The 18,071-nt window shown below is 59.3% G+C and carries 9 protein-coding genes; 5 read left to right on the top strand and 4 right to left on the bottom strand.

From position 1 onward, the window contains the following. Positions 1–296: 296 nt before the first annotated feature. The 3 genes from ACILSL_RS06360 to ACILSL_RS06350 form a co-directional block, all read right to left on the bottom strand. Positions 297–3,419 (bottom strand): efflux RND transporter permease subunit, encoded by a 3,123-nt coding sequence (locus ACILSL_RS06360; RefSeq protein ID WP_395731161.1) that lies wholly within the window; start codon positions 3,417–3,419, stop codon positions 297–299. A 6-nt stretch (positions 3,420–3,425) separates the two neighbouring features. Beyond that, positions 3,426–4,592 carry an efflux RND transporter periplasmic adaptor subunit gene (locus ACILSL_RS06355; protein WP_395731160.1) on the bottom strand — a complete coding sequence of 389 codons (1,167 nt, stop codon included), beginning with the start codon at positions 4,590–4,592 and terminating at the stop codon, positions 3,426–3,428. Between the two features lie 186 nt (positions 4,593–4,778). Then, the gene (locus ACILSL_RS06350) at positions 4,779–6,884 is read right to left on the bottom strand and encodes an acetate--CoA ligase family protein (RefSeq protein ID WP_395731159.1); all 2,106 of its coding nucleotides are present in this window, start codon (positions 6,882–6,884) and stop codon (positions 4,779–4,781) included. A 259-nt stretch (positions 6,885–7,143) separates the two neighbouring features. Between ACILSL_RS06350 and ACILSL_RS06345 the strand changes: the two genes are divergently transcribed. The 4 genes from ACILSL_RS06345 (at position 7,144) to ACILSL_RS06330 (ending at position 15,471) form a co-directional block, all read left to right on the top strand. Next, complete coding sequence (locus ACILSL_RS06345; RefSeq protein WP_395731158.1) at positions 7,144–8,379, top strand: DUF5722 domain-containing protein; 1,236 nt, start codon at positions 7,144–7,146, stop codon at positions 8,377–8,379. A 293-nt stretch (positions 8,380–8,672) separates the two neighbouring features. Then, positions 8,673–9,542: a helix-turn-helix domain-containing protein gene (locus tag ACILSL_RS06340; RefSeq protein WP_395731157.1), complete on the top strand. Its 870-nt coding sequence runs from the start codon at positions 8,673–8,675 to the stop codon at positions 9,540–9,542. Between the two features lie 145 nt (positions 9,543–9,687). Next, positions 9,688–10,602, top strand: a complete 915-nt coding sequence (locus ACILSL_RS06335; RefSeq protein WP_395731156.1) for an HAD-IIA family hydrolase — start codon at positions 9,688–9,690, stop codon at positions 10,600–10,602. A gap of 369 nt (positions 10,603–10,971) precedes the next feature. After that, positions 10,972–15,471 carry an autotransporter-associated beta strand repeat-containing protein gene (locus tag ACILSL_RS06330; protein ID WP_395731155.1) on the top strand — a complete coding sequence of 1,500 codons (4,500 nt, stop codon included), beginning with the start codon at positions 10,972–10,974 and terminating at the stop codon, positions 15,469–15,471. 61 nt (positions 15,472–15,532) lie between these two features. Here the strand turns inward: ACILSL_RS06330 and ACILSL_RS06325 are convergent, their stop codons facing one another. Then, on the bottom strand, positions 15,533–16,555 hold the full coding sequence (locus tag ACILSL_RS06325; protein ID WP_395731154.1) for a cytochrome-c peroxidase: 1,023 nt from the start codon (positions 16,553–16,555) through the stop codon (positions 15,533–15,535). Positions 16,556–16,695: 140 nt separating this feature from the next. Here ACILSL_RS06325 and ACILSL_RS06320 point away from each other — a divergent pair, with 140 nt between their 5' ends. Next, complete coding sequence (locus ACILSL_RS06320) at positions 16,696–18,057, top strand: right-handed parallel beta-helix repeat-containing protein (RefSeq protein WP_395731153.1); 1,362 nt, start codon at positions 16,696–16,698, stop codon at positions 18,055–18,057. Positions 18,058–18,071 lie beyond the last annotated feature (14 nt).

Below are 18,071 nucleotides of genomic sequence, written 5' to 3'. Positions count from 1 at the left end.
AATTTGCAGTGCGGCACGCGGAGCTGCCGCTTTCGAGCGTCTCGTGGCATGCGATGGCTCACTGACCTGCGGAGAACTTGCAGGCTCCCGCCTTCGCAGATCTTGGGGTATTTGTGCGTCTGCTCGCACTCCGAAAGCGGCAGCTGCGGTTCCACCTTCGCTCTCCGAGCTGCGGAGGACAGGCTGTTCCTCCCTTCGCGACCGCAGTCCAAAATGGGGATGCGCTGCTGCGGCAGCAAAGTTGTCCAGTTGCGCTGCAACGGGATCGTATCCAAACCGGTTGCGGCGCAACCGGACTACTTCGCCTGCGCCTTCAACGGCTTCACCCGGAACAGCCGAAGAATGACCACAAAGTACAGCGGCACAAAGAACAACCCCAGCAGCGTGGTCGTCACCGCACCACCCACAATCCCGGTGCCAATCGCGTTCTGACTCCCAGAACCCGCGCCGGAGTTGATCGCCAGCGGCAGCACCCCAAGACCAAACGCGATGGAGGTCATGAGGATCGGACGCAGCCGCTGACGAACAGCATGCAGCGCCGCGTCGATGAGCGTCGCACCCTGATCAAAATGCTCCTTGGCAAACTCCACGACGAGGATCGCGTTCTTGGCCGAAAGCCCAATGATCGTAATCAGGCCAATTTGAAAATAGATGTCGTTGGGCATGCCGCGCCACTGCGTAGCAGCGACCACACCCAGCGCACCAAGAGGCATGTCCATCATCACCGAGAACGGAATGGCCCAGCTCTCGTAGAGTGCGGCAAGGCACAGAAAGACCATGAGCAAAGCGATGATGTAAACCGATGAGGCCTTGGAGCCGGACATCTGCTCCTCATATGACAGCCCGGCCCACGCGACGCCAATCCCGGGAGGCAATGACTTTGCCAGACGCTCGATCTCATGAATGGCCTCGCCTGAGCTGTGCCCAGGAGAAGGCTCACCCAGAATGGAAAGCGATGGCGAACCATTGAACCGCTCAAGCTTCGGCGAACCCATTTTCCAGGAGGCACTGGAGAAGGCGGAGAACGGCACCATGCCGCCCTGGGCATTGCGCACATACCAGCGGTTGATGTCCTCCGGCAGCATCCGGAACGGCGCATCCCCCTGCATCATGACGCGCTTCACGCGGTTCTTGTCGATGAAATCGTTGACGTAGGTCGAGCCGAGAATGGTACTGAGGGAGGCATTGATGTCTGCCAGTGAAAGCCCCAGAGCGCTGGCTTTTTCCTGGTCGATTTCAATCTGATACACGGAGGTGTCTGCAAGTCCGTTGGGACGCACGGACGAGAGGTAAGGATTCTTTGCGGCCATGCCAAGGAGCTGGCCCTGGGCCTCAATGAGCGCGTCATGCCCGAGCCCGCCGAGATCGACGAGGCGCAGGTCAAAGCCAGTCGCGGTGCCAAGTTCCAGCACAGCGGGCGGCGCGAAAGCAAAGGCGAGCGCTTCTTTGATTTGCCCGAACTTCGCGAGTGCCCGCATCTGAATGGCCTTCACTTTTTGGTTCGGTAGTTTGCGCTCTCCCCAGGGCTTGAGTTTGACGAACATGAGCACCTGATTTTGCGCATTGCCGCTGAAGCTGAAACCCAGCACGCCAAAGCCGCCTTCGACCAAGTCCTTCTCATCTTCGAAGAAATGATGCTCCATTTTCTTCAGCACTTGGTCCGACTGATCGCGCGTGGACCCCGGGGGGAGCTGGGCCATGGCGAAGAGCACGCCCGTGTCTTCATCCGGTAGGAAGCCGGTGGGCGCACGTTCGAAGAGAAAAACAACTGCAAACGCGATGCCAATGTAAGGAATGAGCGCGAGGACATAGTGCTTCAGGAACTTCCCCACGGCATGGGCATAGTGGTCCGCAGTGCGTTCAAAAGCGCGATTGAACCAGCCGAAGGGGCCGCGTTTGTTGATACCGTGGTCCTTGGCCACCGGCTTTAGCAAAGTGGCGCACAGCGCCGGAGTCAGAATCAGCGCGACCAGCACCGAGAGCGTCACTGAACTGACGATGATGAGAGAGAACTGCCGGTAGATGACGCCGCTGGACCCCGTGAAGAAAGCCATGGGTACAAAGGCCGCGCTGAGCACCAGCCCAATGCCGACGAGCGCTCCGCTGATCTGATCCATGGATTTGCGTGTGGCTTCCTTCGGCGAAAGCCCCTCCTCCTGCATCACACGCTCGACGTTTTCGACGACGACAATGGCGTCATCCACCAGCAGACCGATCGCGAGCACCAGACCAAACAGCGTCAGGGTATTGATGGAATACCCGGCCGCCGACATCACACCAAACGTACCGAGCAGCACGACGGGCACGGCAATGGTGGGGATGAGCGTGGCGCGCCAGCTTTGCAGGAAGACGAACATCACCACAAAGACGAGAATGACGGCCTCAATGAGCGTCTTCACCACCTCCTCCACGGAGATGCGCACAAACTGCGTGGTGTCATAAGGATAAATGGCCTTCACGCCCGGCGGGAAGAATTGCGAGAGCTCCTCCACCTTCTTCTTCACGATGTTCACGGTCTCCAGCGCATTCGCACCCAGTGCAGGCCGGATGGCCATGCCGCTGGCAGGCATGCCATTGTAGCGCGCCATGACGTTGTAGGATTCACTGCCAAGCTCCGTCCGCGCCACATCACGCAGGAAGACACGTGAGCCATCCTGGCTGACACGCAAAAGAATGGCCCCAAACTGCTCAGGCGTCTGCAGGCGGCTCTGCGCCATGACCGTCGCATTCAGAAGCTGCCCTTCCGTGGCGGGCAGCGCCCCGAGCGCACCCGCTGAGATCTGCGCATTTTGCGCACGCACTGCGGCGATGATGTCATTCGTGGAAAGCTGGTACTTGGTCAGCTTGTCGGGATTCAGCCAGATGCGCATGGCGTACTGCGTACCGAAGGCCTGAATCTCCCCCACGCCCTGCAGACGGCTGATGGGATCCTTCATCACGCTGGCATTGTAATCGGCGAGGTCGGTGTTGGACATGCTGCCGTCCGTGGAAATAAGACCGACCACGATGAGGAAGTTGCGCACCGATTTGTTCACCTGCACCCCCTGCTGCTGCACTTCCAGCGGCAACGATGGAATGGCCAGCGCCACCTTGTTCTGCACCTGCACCTGCGCGGTGTCGGCATTCGCTTCACCATCAAACGTGACGGTGATCGTCGCTGTGCCGTCCGAGGTGCTGGAGGATTCAATGTACCGCAGGTGGTCAATGCCGTTGAGCTTCTGCTCAATGACCTGCGTCACCGTGTCTTCCAGCGTCTTCGCGGAAGCGCCGGGATAGGTCGCGATGATGGCAATGGTGGGCGGCGCGATGCCCGGATACTGGGCGATGGGCAGCTGCTCAATGGAGAGCGCCCCCGCCAGCATGATGATGATGGCGATGACCCACGCGAAAACAGGCCGGTCGATGAAGAAGCGTGACATCGTGGATTACTTGGCAGCGCCAGGGGTTGGAGCAGGAGCCTCCGCAGCGACTTTGACCGGCGCGCCTGGGCGGATCTTCTGAAGATTATTGATAATGAGCTGATCCCCCGGCTTGAGCCCGGAGGTGACCAGCCATTGATTGCCCATTGCGCGTGGTGTCTCCAGCACACGCAGCTCGACCTTGCTCTCCGCTCCGATCACCATCGCGGTCGGTTCGCCCTTCGAATTGCGGGTGACGGCCAGCTGCGGCACCAGAATGGCATCCGGATTGGTACCCTCTTCCAGCCGAGCACGCACAAACATGCCGGGCAGAAGATCGCCGCGCGGATTTGGAAACACGGCCCGCACGGTGACTGAATTGGTCAGCGTGTTCACTGTCACGTCAGAAACTTCCAGCGTGCCTTCCTCGGGATAGATCTCGCCGTTTTCATGCACCAGCTTCACACGTGGCTGCCCCGAGGCGTCCGCTTTGAGCCTGCCGCTCGCAAGGGCGGCCTTCAGGCGCAGCAGGTCGCTACTGGGCTGGTTCACATCCACATAGACACGGTCGATCTGCTGCACCGTTGAAAGCAAGGTCGCCTGATCTGTCCGCACATAAGCCCCCTCCGTCACCTGTGAGAGACCGATGCGACCGGTGATCGGGGAGGTCACCTTGGTGTAGTCGAGATTGATTTTCGCCGTCTTCACCGCCGCCTGACCGAGCAGCACCTCCGCTTGGTTGACACGCTGGCTGCCGGAAGCCTCATCATAGTCCTGCTTGCTCACAGCATGGGAGTCGATCAAAGACTTCATGCGGTTCAGTTTCAATTGAGCGGAATTCAGTCCAGCTTCGGCGCGGGCCAGCGTTCCCAGCGCGCTTTCGTACGAAGCCTCATACTGCGCCGGATCAATCTCATAGAGCACCTGCCCTTCCTTCACGTCACTGCCCTCCTTGAAGAGCCGCTTCAGCACGATGCCGCTGACACGTGCCCGCACCTCGGCCACACGGAAGGCCGAAATACGCCCTGGCAGATCCTGCGTCAGCGTCACCGGTGTCGTCGCAATGGTGATCACCCCCACTTCCATGGGGCCGGGCGGCCCCGGTGTTGCTGGTGGAGGCCCTGAAGGCGTGCGCCCGCAGTTCGCGAGCAGCAATGCCAGCACGAACAGAGGGTGTTTAAAAAATGGATTCATGCTCAAGCAATTCGTTTTGAGCGCCCCACTGGACGCCGCTGATCTCACGCAGCAAACGTAAATACAAGCAACCAACGAATCTGCCAACTTTCCGCTGCCCTCCGTTTAAACAGGCGGCTGCCGCCACATGGAGACGAGCAAATTTCATTACGTGAGGTCTGCCCCCAGCATCGTACCTATGACCCTTCACGCACGCACCACCACTCGCGCATCCAGCGCGATGATGCCGTCCGGCGTCGCCAGCAAGGGATTGATGTCCAGTTCCACGATGCGCCGCTCGTGCTGCACCAGCCGCGCAAATTTCACCAGCGTATTATCCAGCGCAGCCAGGTCCACCGCTGGCTGGCCGCGCACTCCGTGCAGGACTTTGGCGATTCTCGTCTGCCCGATCCAGCGCCGTGCCAGTGAGTGATTCAGCGGCGGCAGAGCCAGCGCGTGATCCTGCAGCACCTCCACCAAAGTGCCCCCCGCACCGACTAGCAGCACCGGCCCGAACTGCGCATCTGTGCTCATCCCGAGGATCAATTCGATGCCCTTCTGCGTGATCATGCGCTGCACCGTGACCCCTTCAAAGGCGGCCAGACCATGCAGATGCGTCACGTTTTCACAGATCAAACGCCAGGCCTGCTGAACTGCACTGGCATTGAGCAGATTGAGCTGCACGCCACCACAGTCGCTCTTGTGCGTGATCGTGGAGGAAAGCAGCTTGACCACCACCGGAAACCCCAGCGCTTCAGCCGCGGCAACGGCCGCCGCTTCATCGTAGGCCGCACGTGTCTCCACGATGGGAATTCCCGCCACCTGCAGCAATTGCTTGGCCTCCTGCTCCGTCATCAGCGTGCGCCCGCTCTTGAGCACGGCGTCGATCATTTCACCCACCAGCGGCAGCGCCTCGCTCTCATCATCGTCAGCATGGGCGCTCTGCGTTTCACTGAGCCAGATCAGGCGCAGGCGATGCTCCCGCATGCGCACAAACGCCAGCGCTGCTTCGTCGGGGTAGTCATAGGTGGGCACCCCGGCCGCATTGAGAATGCCGCGTCCCTCCTGAACACTCTGCGCCCCCATCCAGCTCGCCAGCAGCGGCTTGTTGATTTGGCCCGCGATCTCCGCGACCTCCCGCGCGATGTGCGTGGGTTGCGTCATGGCCTGCGGAGTCAGGATGGCCAGCACGCCATCCACAGCAGCGTCCCCCGCAACGATCCGCAAGGCCTGTGCAAATCGAGCCGCGTCAGCATCCCCCAAAACATCGACTGGATTGTGATGACTCCAGTGCAGGGGCAGCAGCGCGTTCAAATCGCCCATTGTCTTCGCCGCCAGCTCCGCCAGCTCCCCGTGGCCAAGCACCAGCGCATCCGTCGCCAGCGCACCGGGGCCACCCGCATTCGTTACAATGGCCAGCCTCCGCCCCGTCGGCAGCGGCTGTTTGGCCAGCACCTCCGCCATGTCAAAGAGCTCCTCGATCGTGTCCACGCGCAGCACGCCGCTTTGTCGCAGCGCCGCATCCAGCACGGCATCGCTGCCCGTCAGCGCCCCGGTATGTGAAGCAGCCACGCGCGAGGCCTCCGCCGTGCGGCCGACCTTGATCACCACGATGGGCTTTTGCGCCGCCACAGCCCGAGCCGCCGCCAGAAACGCCGCTGCATCATCCCCCACGGACTCCATGTAAATCACGATGCTGCTCGTGTTGGGATCCTCCCCAAAATGCCGGATCAGATCCCCCCAGCCCACATCCGCCATCGCCCCGGTGGAAACAAACGCGCTAAATCCCACATGCTGGTCATGGCTCCAGTCGAGGATGGCCGTGCACAGCGCCCCGCTCTGGCTCAGGAAGGCCACCCTTCCCGGCCGCGCCACACTGCTGGCAAACGTCGCATTCAGACCTGCATGAGGGTTCATCAAACCGAGGCAGTTCGGCCCGATCAGGCGCACGCCATGCCGCTTCGCCGCCGCCAGCACCTCAGCTTCGAGTCGTGCCCCGTCCTTCCCTGTTTCTTTGAAGCCCGCAGAAATCACCACCGCCGCTCTCACACCCGCCACGCCAGCCTCCTCGACAAGCTGAGGAACCGTCGTTGCCGGCGTCACAATGATCAGCAGTTCAGGCACCTCCGGCAGTGTTGCGATGTTTGGATAAGCCTTGGCCCCGCACAACTCCACATGCTTTGCGTTCACCGGATACACCGCCCCTGAAAAGCCACGCAGGTTGTCCCAGATCGCACGGCCCACGCTTCCTTCGCGTTCCGAGGCTCCTATGACGGCAATGCTTCGCGGCTGAAAAAAGGCAGTGAGAGACATGCAGGAACCTACGGGAGGAACGTCGGTTTTCTCAACCCATGTTGTGCTTTGTTAGGAGCATTCTGCCACACTGTCTTCCCATGGTAAAAATTCCGCCCCCCAAGGCCCTCATTCCTCATCCCCTGCACAGCACGAGCCACACGCCACGTAGCACTCGTCGCAGATGAACTCGTCTCCAAACTTCGCCGCCTCGGGTTTGCCGCATCGCTCACAGGCAGCTTGCAGTTGCTCATTCGCTGCGGTGGTTGTCTCATCACTCATGCGTTATCTTCTTCTCGGCCTCCTTCTCGCGCAAATGGCCTCTGCGCAAAATACCGATCCTTTTCCCACGCCGCCGAACCAGAAGGGCTTGCAGGTGCAGATGGTTGATGATGCGCTGGCTCTGGGCATCCACCACGCAGGAATCAACGTGAACCTCACCGCGTTGTTCGATGCTCAATCGAAACCCGGCTCCGGCGACTTCGTTTTCAATCAGAACTACCTCGCATCACTCGACCGTCAGATCAAGCCGCTCTCCGACAAAGGGCTGCTCGTTTATCTCATCATCATCGCCTATCCGTCAAAGAACCCGGCCATCGATGCCATCGTGCTGCATCCGGGACATCGCAAAGATTACAAGTTCAGCGTCGGGGCCGTAAACACGACGAGTGGTTTCCTGAGCGCCGTCATGAACCTTCTCGCAGAACGCTGGAGCGGCGCTCATCTCGACCACGGACGCGTCTGGGGCTGGATCATCGGCAACGAGGTCAACTCCCACTTCCTCTGGAACAACATGGGCCTCGTGCCGCTCGAAACCGCCGCCAGCGAATATGAAAAGGCTTTCCGCATCATGCACACCGCCATCCGCAGGCACTCTCAGAACTCCCGCACTTATCTCTCCTCAGATCATCATTGGAGCAGCAGCATGCACAACGTGAGTCCTCAGGAGGCCACACCGGGCCGCGACTTCCTCGACACTTTTGCAAGGCTCGTGCGCGAGCGCGGCGACTTCGACTGGCACGTGGCCTGGCATCCTTACCCTGAAGATCTCGGCAATCCACGTGCCTGGGCTGACAAAACCGTCACACACGATGACAACAGCAACAAAGCCACCTTCAAAAACCTGGAGGTGCTGCCAAAGCATCTGGAACACCCTGAGCTTCTCTTCAACGGCAAGCCACGCCGCATCATCCTCAGCGAGCAGGGTTTCCACACACTGCTAAACCCTGAAGGAGAAAGGCTTCAGGCCGCCGCCTACGCATATGCTTGGGAGAAGATTCAATCCCTGCCTACCATCGACGCCTTCATTTACCACCGGCATGTAGATCATGCCCATGAGGGCGGCCTGCGGCTTGGTTTATGGCGCAATGCACCCAACTCTGTCGCCGATCCATACAGCAGAAAACTCATCTACGAACTCTTTCAAAAAGCCGGCACTCCAGCATGGCGTTCCGCTGCCGATGCGCTGCTGCCGGTGACAGGCTTGCAGAAATGGGTTCCAGCAGCGTCGGAGTGATACGAATATCGCAGATGAACAAACATCTGTGCGGAGCATGAGAGCAGCATCAGGAAGTGGCACGCATGCTGCATAGGCATGCATATAGCCTGATGCCTTGCCTGAAGGTTTGCTCACCTCCGCCCTGTGAAACTTCTTTTGCGCCTTAAATCGACTCTGCCCTCAGTTCTTCATCCAAGAAATGAACTTCTGCACGCAGCTTTGACTCGTATCTGTTTTCATGAACGATTTCATGCGTTCGCCATTCACAATTGCAGACACAGGATTCTGCATGGTCTCAGCGCCAGCAACTGATGAAACCCATTGTTGAAATGCTCTCCCCGATGGCAGCCGCCGAACCGGTGGTTTGCGAGGTCGTGCGCGGACAGGATTTTGGTTGTGTGTGGCATTACCACACGGAGTGTGAGATCACTCTGGTGCTAAAAGGCGGCACTGAACGACTCGTCGGCAACAACATCTCCACCATCCAGCCCGGAGACCTCGTCTTTCTGGGCTCGAATGTACCGCACGATTATCGCAACTCGCCAGCGCAAGGCGCGCCTCTCACCGAGGTTGAGGCCATCGTCGTTCAGTTTATGCCGCAGCTGCCAGGACATGAGGACTGGATGCAGCGCTCATCCATGGCACCCGTACGCCGGTTGTTTCAGCGGGCTGACCAGGGTCTGGAAATCAAGGGCATCACCCGGCTGACAGCGACGCGCATCGTTCAGGAAATGCTCCATGCGCATGGAATGAAGCGCGTGATCCTGCTGCTGCAGTTGCTCGATCTTCTCTCAAACTCGGAGGAATTGCTGGAAATCTCCTCACCCGTCATGCCGCAGCCACGGCCAGGCATCTCGGACCGCATCAGCATGGCCTGTGAATTCATTGCATCCCATCTGCCGGAGCCGATTTATGTCTCAGATCTGGCAGCAATCGTGGGACTGGGCAAAAGCGCCTTCAGCCGTCTGTTCAAAAAGAGCACCGGACGCACCGTGCCTCAGTATGTGAATGAACTGCGCATCGCCCGTGCCTGCCTTCTACTCGCTGAAACAGACTTGACCGTCAGTCAGATCGCCATGGACTGCGGATTTGTTTCTCCGGCACATTTTCAGCGTCAGTTCAGAGAGCACCAGCAATGCGTCCCCCTGGCCTATCGCAGCCGAGTGGTGCAGTCGTCCTGAGCTCAAAGTGCACAAACAGCGCCTGTTTTGCAGGATTCAGGGTCTGCAAGGACGGAATCGTGGCCACGCCCATGCTTAGACCAGGAGTCCATAGAAGCATGCAGACAATTTTGTGAAGCGTGCTCCAAACTCTACCCCCTCTGAAATGATGCCTCAAACCAAAGGATTGCTGATCGACATGGACGGTGTGATCTACCGTGAAAACCAGCTGCTGCCCAAGGCGGCGGAATTCATTCACCACCTCATCGAGACTTCGACCCCCTTCGTCTTCGTCACCAACAACTCCGCACCCACGCCTGAAGATCTGGTCGTCAAACTCAACCATCTGGGAATCCACGGCATATCAGCGCGGCATTTTTACACAGCAGCCATGAACACCGCCGAGTTCCTGGCGGAGAACCATCCCTGCTGCACCGCTTTCGTCATGGGCGATGCAGGGCTGACACTGGCGCTGCAAAAGGCAGGCATCCCCAATGATTCCATCCGCCCCACTTACGTGGTCGTTGGCGAAGGCATGCAGTCCACAGAGAAACTCTCCAAAGCTCATGAACTCATCGAGAAAGGTGCGCGGCTGGTCGCCACGAATCCAGACAACTGGTGCCCTGTAAAAAAGGAAGTCACCCGCCCCGGCGCAGGTGCACTGGCCGCCTATCTGGAAGCCAGCACGGGACAGCGCGCCTATTTCCTCGGCAAACCCAACCCCTACATGTTTCAGCGCGCCCGTCGGCTGCTGCAGCGCCATACCGAAGAAGTCATGATGGTCGGCGACACCATGGAAACGGACATCCGCGGTGCCATTGAAGTAGGCATGCAGGCCTGCCTGGTGCTGACCGGGTCCACTCGCCTCGAGGATCTGCGCAATTACGTCTACCAGCCCACCTGTGTGCTGGAGGGTGTTGATGAACTGCTCGAGGAGCTTCGCGGTTCAGGCACCAGCAGCAGCCGGATGCAGTTTCTCTCCAGTGTCACGTCCGCTGTACATAAAAAACCAGGAGCAAAGCATCCCGACCAGCGCGTCGAAATCGCCTATCCGCGCCCACGCCCGGCCATGACCAAGTAACTTGGCAGGTAGATTTGCATGCCAGGATAAGCAAGAGCCATGCGCGCCCTCATCGCACCCGTTGGTGTAGCTGTCGTGTGCACATTAGCACATGCAATACCGCAGCTTGGTTTGCCGCTCACCTCAACTCGGCCACCTATGGATCGCCGCACATCAATTTTCCAAACAATGGTTCAGGGGCCAAATGGCACCATTGCCATCGTCTTCGTGCCAGAGTCCTCCCGCTGGATACTAAGGCGCAGACGCTAGTTGCCAGTTGCTAAAGCAAAATGCACAAAAAGGGTCAGCTTCGCCTTATTTAGGGTCTGCGCGATACCTTCCCATGGTCTCGCGAATGCTTAGGAAAAAGGGATCATGCCACCCCTTGCCATGCAATCCCTCTCTGCCGTCGATCACCCCACACGGCGTAGGTGCATCTGTGCGCCTCTTCTTGCGCTTTTGTTTCTGCCCTCGCTTTCATGGGCCGCCACCCTCTTCTGGGATGCCGACGGCACCTTCGGTGGCGGCACAGGCGGCAACGGAAACTGGAATACGACCTCTCTCTTCTGGACCAACGCCACCGCCATGCAGGCATGGACCAATGCTACCAACGACGTTGCTTCCTTTGGAGGCACGGCGGGCACAGTCACGCTCACCGAGGCGCTCACCGCTGGCGGTCTGACATTCAGCGTGGACGGCTATACCCTCGCGGGCAATGGAAACACCCTCACCCTAGGCGGCAATGTGATCGTCACCAATGCCGGCACACTGTCGCTGATCCAGTCGAATCTAACCATGGCCGCCGGCCTGTCTTTCTCCGGCTCGGGTAATCTGACCTTTGACACTGGCTACAGCATCGCAGGCGGGGGTTTTAACATCAGTAAATCAGGCACTGGCACGCTCAATCTCAAAGGCACAATTACTGACGCGTTAAACCTGACCGTCAGCGGCGGCACAACCAACCTCTCAGGCAATTACACCCGCACGACCTATTCTAACAACGGAGGATTAACCGTGAACGGTGGAACTTTCAATGTCACCGGAACGCTGGGGGCATCAGCAGCCAATCCGCTGGGCCAGACGGCATTCTCAGGCAACAGCACCACCAACTTCTCAGGCACCGAATACCTCTCCGGCACAGGCTCCACCTTCCGGATCGGCGAAGGCACCAGCGCCACCGTCAATGTCACCGGCGGCACCCTTACACTGGGCACGGCCTCCTCAGGGCTCGTGCTGGGCCGTGGTGCAAACACTGCCGGCGGCTTTCTCAACATCTCTGGCGGCACCGTCAGCGTTGCTGGCCCTGCAGTTGCGATTCGGCTCGGCGCAGGCTACTCCAATGGAGAGCTCGGTGGGGCCAGCATCCTAACCCTTTCCGGCACCGGCCTGCTCGACACCAGCACCACCACCGGCACCATTCTCCTCGGCTCCAACACCGCAGGAAACCCGACCGGCACGGGCACCCTCAGTCTGGATGGCGGGACCCTGGCGACCCTCCGCACCATCACGGCCGGCACGGTGGGAGCTTCCACTGTCAATTTCAACGGCGGCACCATCAAGGCGAATGGCACCATCACCAGCCTGCTGGACACCGCCCTGACCACCGTCAATGTGCGCAATGGCGGCGTGGTCATCGACAACAACGGCTTCGCCATCGGCATCGCACGGGCGCTGACCCACTCCAGCATCAACGGCGACAACGCCACGGACGGCGGCCTCACCAAAAACGGCCTCGGCATCCTGACGCTCTCCGGCTCCGGCGCCAACACCTACACAGGCGTGACCCTCATCAACGCGGGTGAACTGGATCTTTCCAAAACCGCCGGCATCAACGCCATCGCAGGCGCCATCACCATCGGCAATGGCACCACTGCGGCCATTCTGAAACTCATCAACAGCGACCAGATCGCTGACACCAGCGTCATCACGCTCATCGGCACCAGCAGCAATGCAGGCATCTTTCGCCTCAACGGCAAAGCTGAAACCGTCGGTGGCCTCATCAGCACGGGCGGTGCTGGCATCGTGGAAAATGAAAGTGCCACGAGCACAACACTCACGCTCAAAGTCTCGGGGGCCCAGGATTTCAGCGGACTGCTGCGCAATGGCACGCTGGCCGGCACGCTCTCCCTGATCAAAAGCGGTGCAGGCACACAGACGCTAAGCGGCGTCAATACCTACACGGGCAGCACGCTCATCAATGAAGGCACCCTGCAGTTTGGCATCAATGGAGCCCTTTCCTCCAGCTCCGCCCTTACTATCACCGGCGCCAATGGCTCAGCCACACTGTCGCTGAACGGCTACAGTTGGACGCCTGGAACCCTCAACTTCTATGATGCCACATCAGGAGCGACCAGCCAGGGCACCATCAGCATCGGCAGCGGAGGATTGCTGACATTAAGCACCACCCTCACGGTTGGCAGCACCAACAATCCTCTGGGAGCACTGATCACCGGTGGCACGCTCGATCTGGGCACAGTGACACGCACTTTCGCCATCAATGACAGCCTCAATGCCGCGCACGATCTCACCATTGCTTCCACCATCACCTCGACCAGCGGGGCCATCGGCATCATCAAAACGGGCATGGGCAACCTGCTGCTGAGCGGCAGCGTCAACATTGCGGGCAACATCACCGTCTCCAGTGGCGTCCTCGAAATCTCCGGAACCTTGACCACTGGCAATGCACTTACCACAGTAGGAGCGGTGTCCACTCCAGGAATGCTGCGGCTGAGCACGGGCGCAGATTATTCCACCGTGACCCTTGGCATTGGCAGCAGCGCAGGCTTCCAGGGATCTGCCGTCATCAGCGGCGGCACTCTCACACTCACTACGACCAACACTCAGTCCGGCATCGGCCTCGGTGGCACGGGCTATGGCGGCCTGTTTTTGTCCTCAGGCACCATCAATACCAAACGCGTGGATTCGCTGGATGGCACCACCACCTCCTCCATTGCCGTGCTGCAGGTCAGCGGCGGTACGCTCAACACGTCCAACTACATCATGTTCCGCAATGAGCGCTGGGAGTTCACCGTGACCGGCGGCCAGGTGCTTCGCACCGGAGACGCCATCGCCCTGGGGTTCCGCAGCGGCGGCAGCGCGGCCACCGCCACCACCACGGCACAGGGAGCCATGACGATGGCGGGCGGCCTGGTGAACAACGCCGGTTTCACGATCACCATCGGCCAGCAGAACAACAACACAGCGCTGGGCACCGCCTTTCTCAACCTCAATGCAGGCACACTGATCAACAACCAGATTGTCCACTACAACGGCACGGGCGCCGCCATCAATTCCTACATCAATTTCAACGGTGGAACGTTGCAGGCATCAGTTGGCACCACCGCGTTCATTTCCGTCAGCGGCACAGGTGGCACGGGGACTTTGACCGCCTACGTCAACGGCGCCTTCGGCAGTTTCGATGGCGGAGCCGTGATCAATACAAACGGTTTCAACATCACCGTCCCCATTGCCTTGAAAGCTCCCACTGGAAACGGAGTCACCCGCATTGCCGTCACCGACGGCGGCAGCGGCTACTACGGCGCCCCTTATGTGGAAATCAGCGGGGGCGGTGGCTCCGGAGCCACCGCCTTCGCCACCGTGGACCTCGATCCCACCAGCCCCACCTATGGCAAACTGCTCAGCATCACCATCAGCAATCCAGGCGTCGGCTACACTTCCACGCCCACTGTGGCCTTGCTCGGTGGCGGCGGCAGCGGAGCTGTATTGGGAACGGCAACCACCTCGGTCAACACCTCGGGCGGCCTTGTCAAAAACGGCCTCGGCACGCTCACATTGTCAGGCGCAGATGCCAATACCTTCACCGGCACCTCCAGCGTCAATGCCGGTGAACTCGATCTCTCGAAAACTGCAGGCCTCAATGCCATTGCAGGCAACATCACCGTCGGCGACGGCACCACCAGCGCGATGCTGAAACTCATCAACAGCGACCAGATTGCTGACACCAGCATCATCACCTTCAAGGGCAGCGGTGCCAACGCTGGCATCTTCCGCCTCAACAACAAGAACGAAACCATTGGCGGACTGAGCAGCACAGGCGGCGCGGGCATTGTGGAAAACGAGTCCGGCAGTGCATCCACGAGCACGCTCACCGCGAATGTCGCCTCAGGAACACAAACCTACAGCGGCACACTGCGCAATGGTGATGGAACGGGCACTGACGGCACTCTGGCTTTCACTAAAACCGGCGCTGGCACACAGATCCTCTCCGGTGCCAACATCTACGCGGGAGCAACGACCGTCAGCGCTGGCGTGCTGCAAATCGGCAGCAGTGGCTCGGGCACCACAGGCACAGGAGCTGTCATTGTTCAAAATTTCGGCACCCTGAGTGGCACCGGTGTCATTCAAGGCTCCGCTTTCACCGCCAGCAGCGGTTCCACCGTCCAGGCAGGAGACGGCACAGCTCAAAGCAACTACGGCACGCTCACTTTCCAACCTGCGTCCGGTTCCGGCACCATCGATTTTCAATCCGGCAGCACGGTCATTCTCGGCATTCATCCCGGCAGCACCTCCGACTTGCTCAACATCGTGGGCACCGGCACGAATACACTTTTGTTCAACGGCAACCTCACCGTCACAGCGGATGCCTTCACACCCACCGCCACGGAAGTTTTCAACCTGCTCGACTGGTCCGGGCTTTCTTCCTCTCCCGCCTTTGCCAGCCGCTTCACCTTCACCGGTTATCTCACCGGCAACGGCGACGAAGCGAGCGGTCTCGACCTGCCTGACATTTCCGGCTCGGGTTACTTTTGGGACATCAACGGTTTCAAAACCAACGGCACCATCGCCATTGTCATGATCGTGCCGGAGCCCTCCCGCCTGCTTATGCTGGGTCTGACTCTGGGGGCCATGCTCGTCAGACGCAGGCGCTGAAAACAAATCAGCCGGGCTTCGCAGCCCGGCTGATGAGAAGATTCAGAATGGTGTATTTTATTTACGCCTTGGGGGTCTCGGCAGTGCTTTCAGGCAGTTTCGGAGCCTTGATGTATTCGGTCGGCAGATCGCCTTTCAGGGCTTTGAGGAAGGTGATGATGGAAGTCGTCTCCTCATCGCTGAGCTGCTTGCCCAACTGGTACTCGGCCATCTTCTTGACCATCTCTTCCAGCGTCTTGACGGAGCCGTCGTGCAGGTAGGGGGCGGTCTCGGTGATGTTGCGCAGGCTGGGAACTTTGAAGAAGCCCTTCTCACCTTCGTTCTTGGTGACATCCGCACGGCCATTGTCCTTGAGATCAGGCCAGGCCTTCACGAGGCCGAGCTTCTGATACATCATGCCGCCGACACCGACGCCGTTGTGGCAGGTGACGCAGCCAGTTTTGGCAAAGGTGGCAAAACCCTTCTTCTCTTCGGCGCTGAGAGCATCCTTGTTGCCCTTGAGGAACGCGTCCCATTTGGAAGGCGTGAGCAGCTTGCGCTCAAACGCGCCCACGGCCTTGCCAAAGTTGTTGTAGTTCACTGGATCTGCTTCGCCGGGGAAGGCGGCCTTGAAGCCTTCCACATAGCCGGGCATGCTCTTCAGCACTTTGATGACGAACGCCTCGTCTGGCGCACCCATTTCGACAGGATTGAGCACAGGGCCTTTGGCCTGCTCTTCCACACTCGGAGCACGACCATCCCAGAACTGGGCGATGTGCAGGGCTGCATTGTAAACCGAAGGAGAACTACGTCCGCCAAGCTTGCCCTCATGGCCGGGAGAGAAGGGCAGGTTGTCATTGCCGTATTTGTCCAGCACATGGCAGGAGTTGCAGGACATCTTACCGCCTTTGGAGATGCGGGTTTCAAAGTAGAGCTGGCGACCAAGGTTGATCTTTGCTTCCGTGAGTTCGTTGGTTGGGGAGGCAACCTCGGCGGGCAATGGCATGAACATCGGCAGGAAAGCTTCAGACAGATCTGCCTGCGCGAAAGCGGAAGTGGTGCTCAAGCCGACAATGAGAGCAAGAATGCGAGCGGTGGGGTTCATAGGATGTTGGATTAAAATCAGCCTGTCCGATACGTGGCGCAGAAGGCATGGGTTTCAATTGATTGCAGAGCAATGAGATTTCTCAACACCCCCACAGCTTCAAATTGACGAAATCCCCGGCTGGCAGCTAGGCTGCACAAATGTTCTCGAAATCTTTTCTCCTGCTGCTTGCAGCAGCAACTATGGCAATGGGCCAGCAGCCCGTGGGTGACGGCAAGACAGACGATACAGCGGCGATTCAACACCTCTTTGATACTGTGGGCAGTGTAAAACTTCCCAAAGGCACCTATCTGCTGACCCAAACCGTGAAAATCGATCTGACAAAGACCGGCTTCGCCGCGCTCACAGGAGACGGCACCGTGCGGTTGATCATGGCAGGCGACGGGCCGGCGCTTCATTTCGTGGGCACGCATGAAGGTTCGGCGGCGCCAGATTCATTCAAGCCGGATGTTTGGGAAAGCCAGCGCACGCCCATGGTGGAAGGCATCGAAATCGTCGGGGCGGATGCCGAAGCTGATGGCATCGAAGCCACGGGCACGATGCAGATCACGCTAAGCCGCGTCGTCATTCGTGAATGCCGGCACGCCGTGCATCTTTCCACCCGCAACCGCAACGTGCTGATCTCGGCCTGTCACTTCTACCACAACACCGGCATCGGCGTTTTTTATGATAATGTGAACCTACACCAGTCAAACATCGTGGGCAGCCACATCAGTTACAACGGCGGCGGCGGTGTCGTATCCGTGGGCGGCAACGTTCGCAATCTTCACATCGGCACCTGCGACATCGAAGGCAATCACGCCAAGGACGGCCCACCCAGCGCCAATGTGATGCTCGACTCACGCGGCGGCTCCATCGGCGAGGTCGCCATCACCGGCTGCACCCTGCAGCACACCCACAAGTCACCGGATTCAGCCAACATCCGCATCATCGGTTCCGGCACGGATCCATCCCTCCTGCGCCGCGCCGGTCGCGAGCACACCCGCGAAGGCAATGTGACCATCACCGCCAATGTGTTCAGCGATGTGCAGGTCAATGTGGAGATTCAGCATTCACGGGGGGTGACAATCACCGGCAACACCTTCTGGGAAGGCTTTCAGCACGACCTCGTCGTAACGGACAGTGACAACATCGTCGTCACTGGAAACAACTTTGACCGCAACCCGCGCTACCTCGTGAACGGCAACGACAACGCCGAGAAAAACGGCGTCGTCTTCCAGCGCTGCACCGACAGCATCTTGAGCAACAACGTCATCAGCGGCGTGTGGAAGCAGCGTGCCGCAGTAGACATCGAATCCTGCAACCGGTTGCAGGTCTCCCACAACAGCATTCTGGATTCCGATGGCACGGGCCTCCGCCTGGAACAGGTGACCAACAGCATGATCACCGGAAACCTCATCCGCGATGACCGCGAAGGCGAACAGCGCAGCAAAGAGCCCTCTCTCAGCATTGTCGGCGGCAAAGACAACGTGATTGAGCAAAATGCGCTTGGAAACAAATAACGTGGCCTTCGCGG

Source organism: Prosthecobacter sp., from assembly GCF_044222345.1.
In the GTDB taxonomy this organism is placed as follows: Bacteria; Verrucomicrobiota; Verrucomicrobiia; order Verrucomicrobiales; family Verrucomicrobiaceae; genus Prosthecobacter.
The sequence above is the reverse complement of the archived record's forward strand: the minus strand, read 5'-3'. Positions and strand labels throughout refer to the sequence as shown.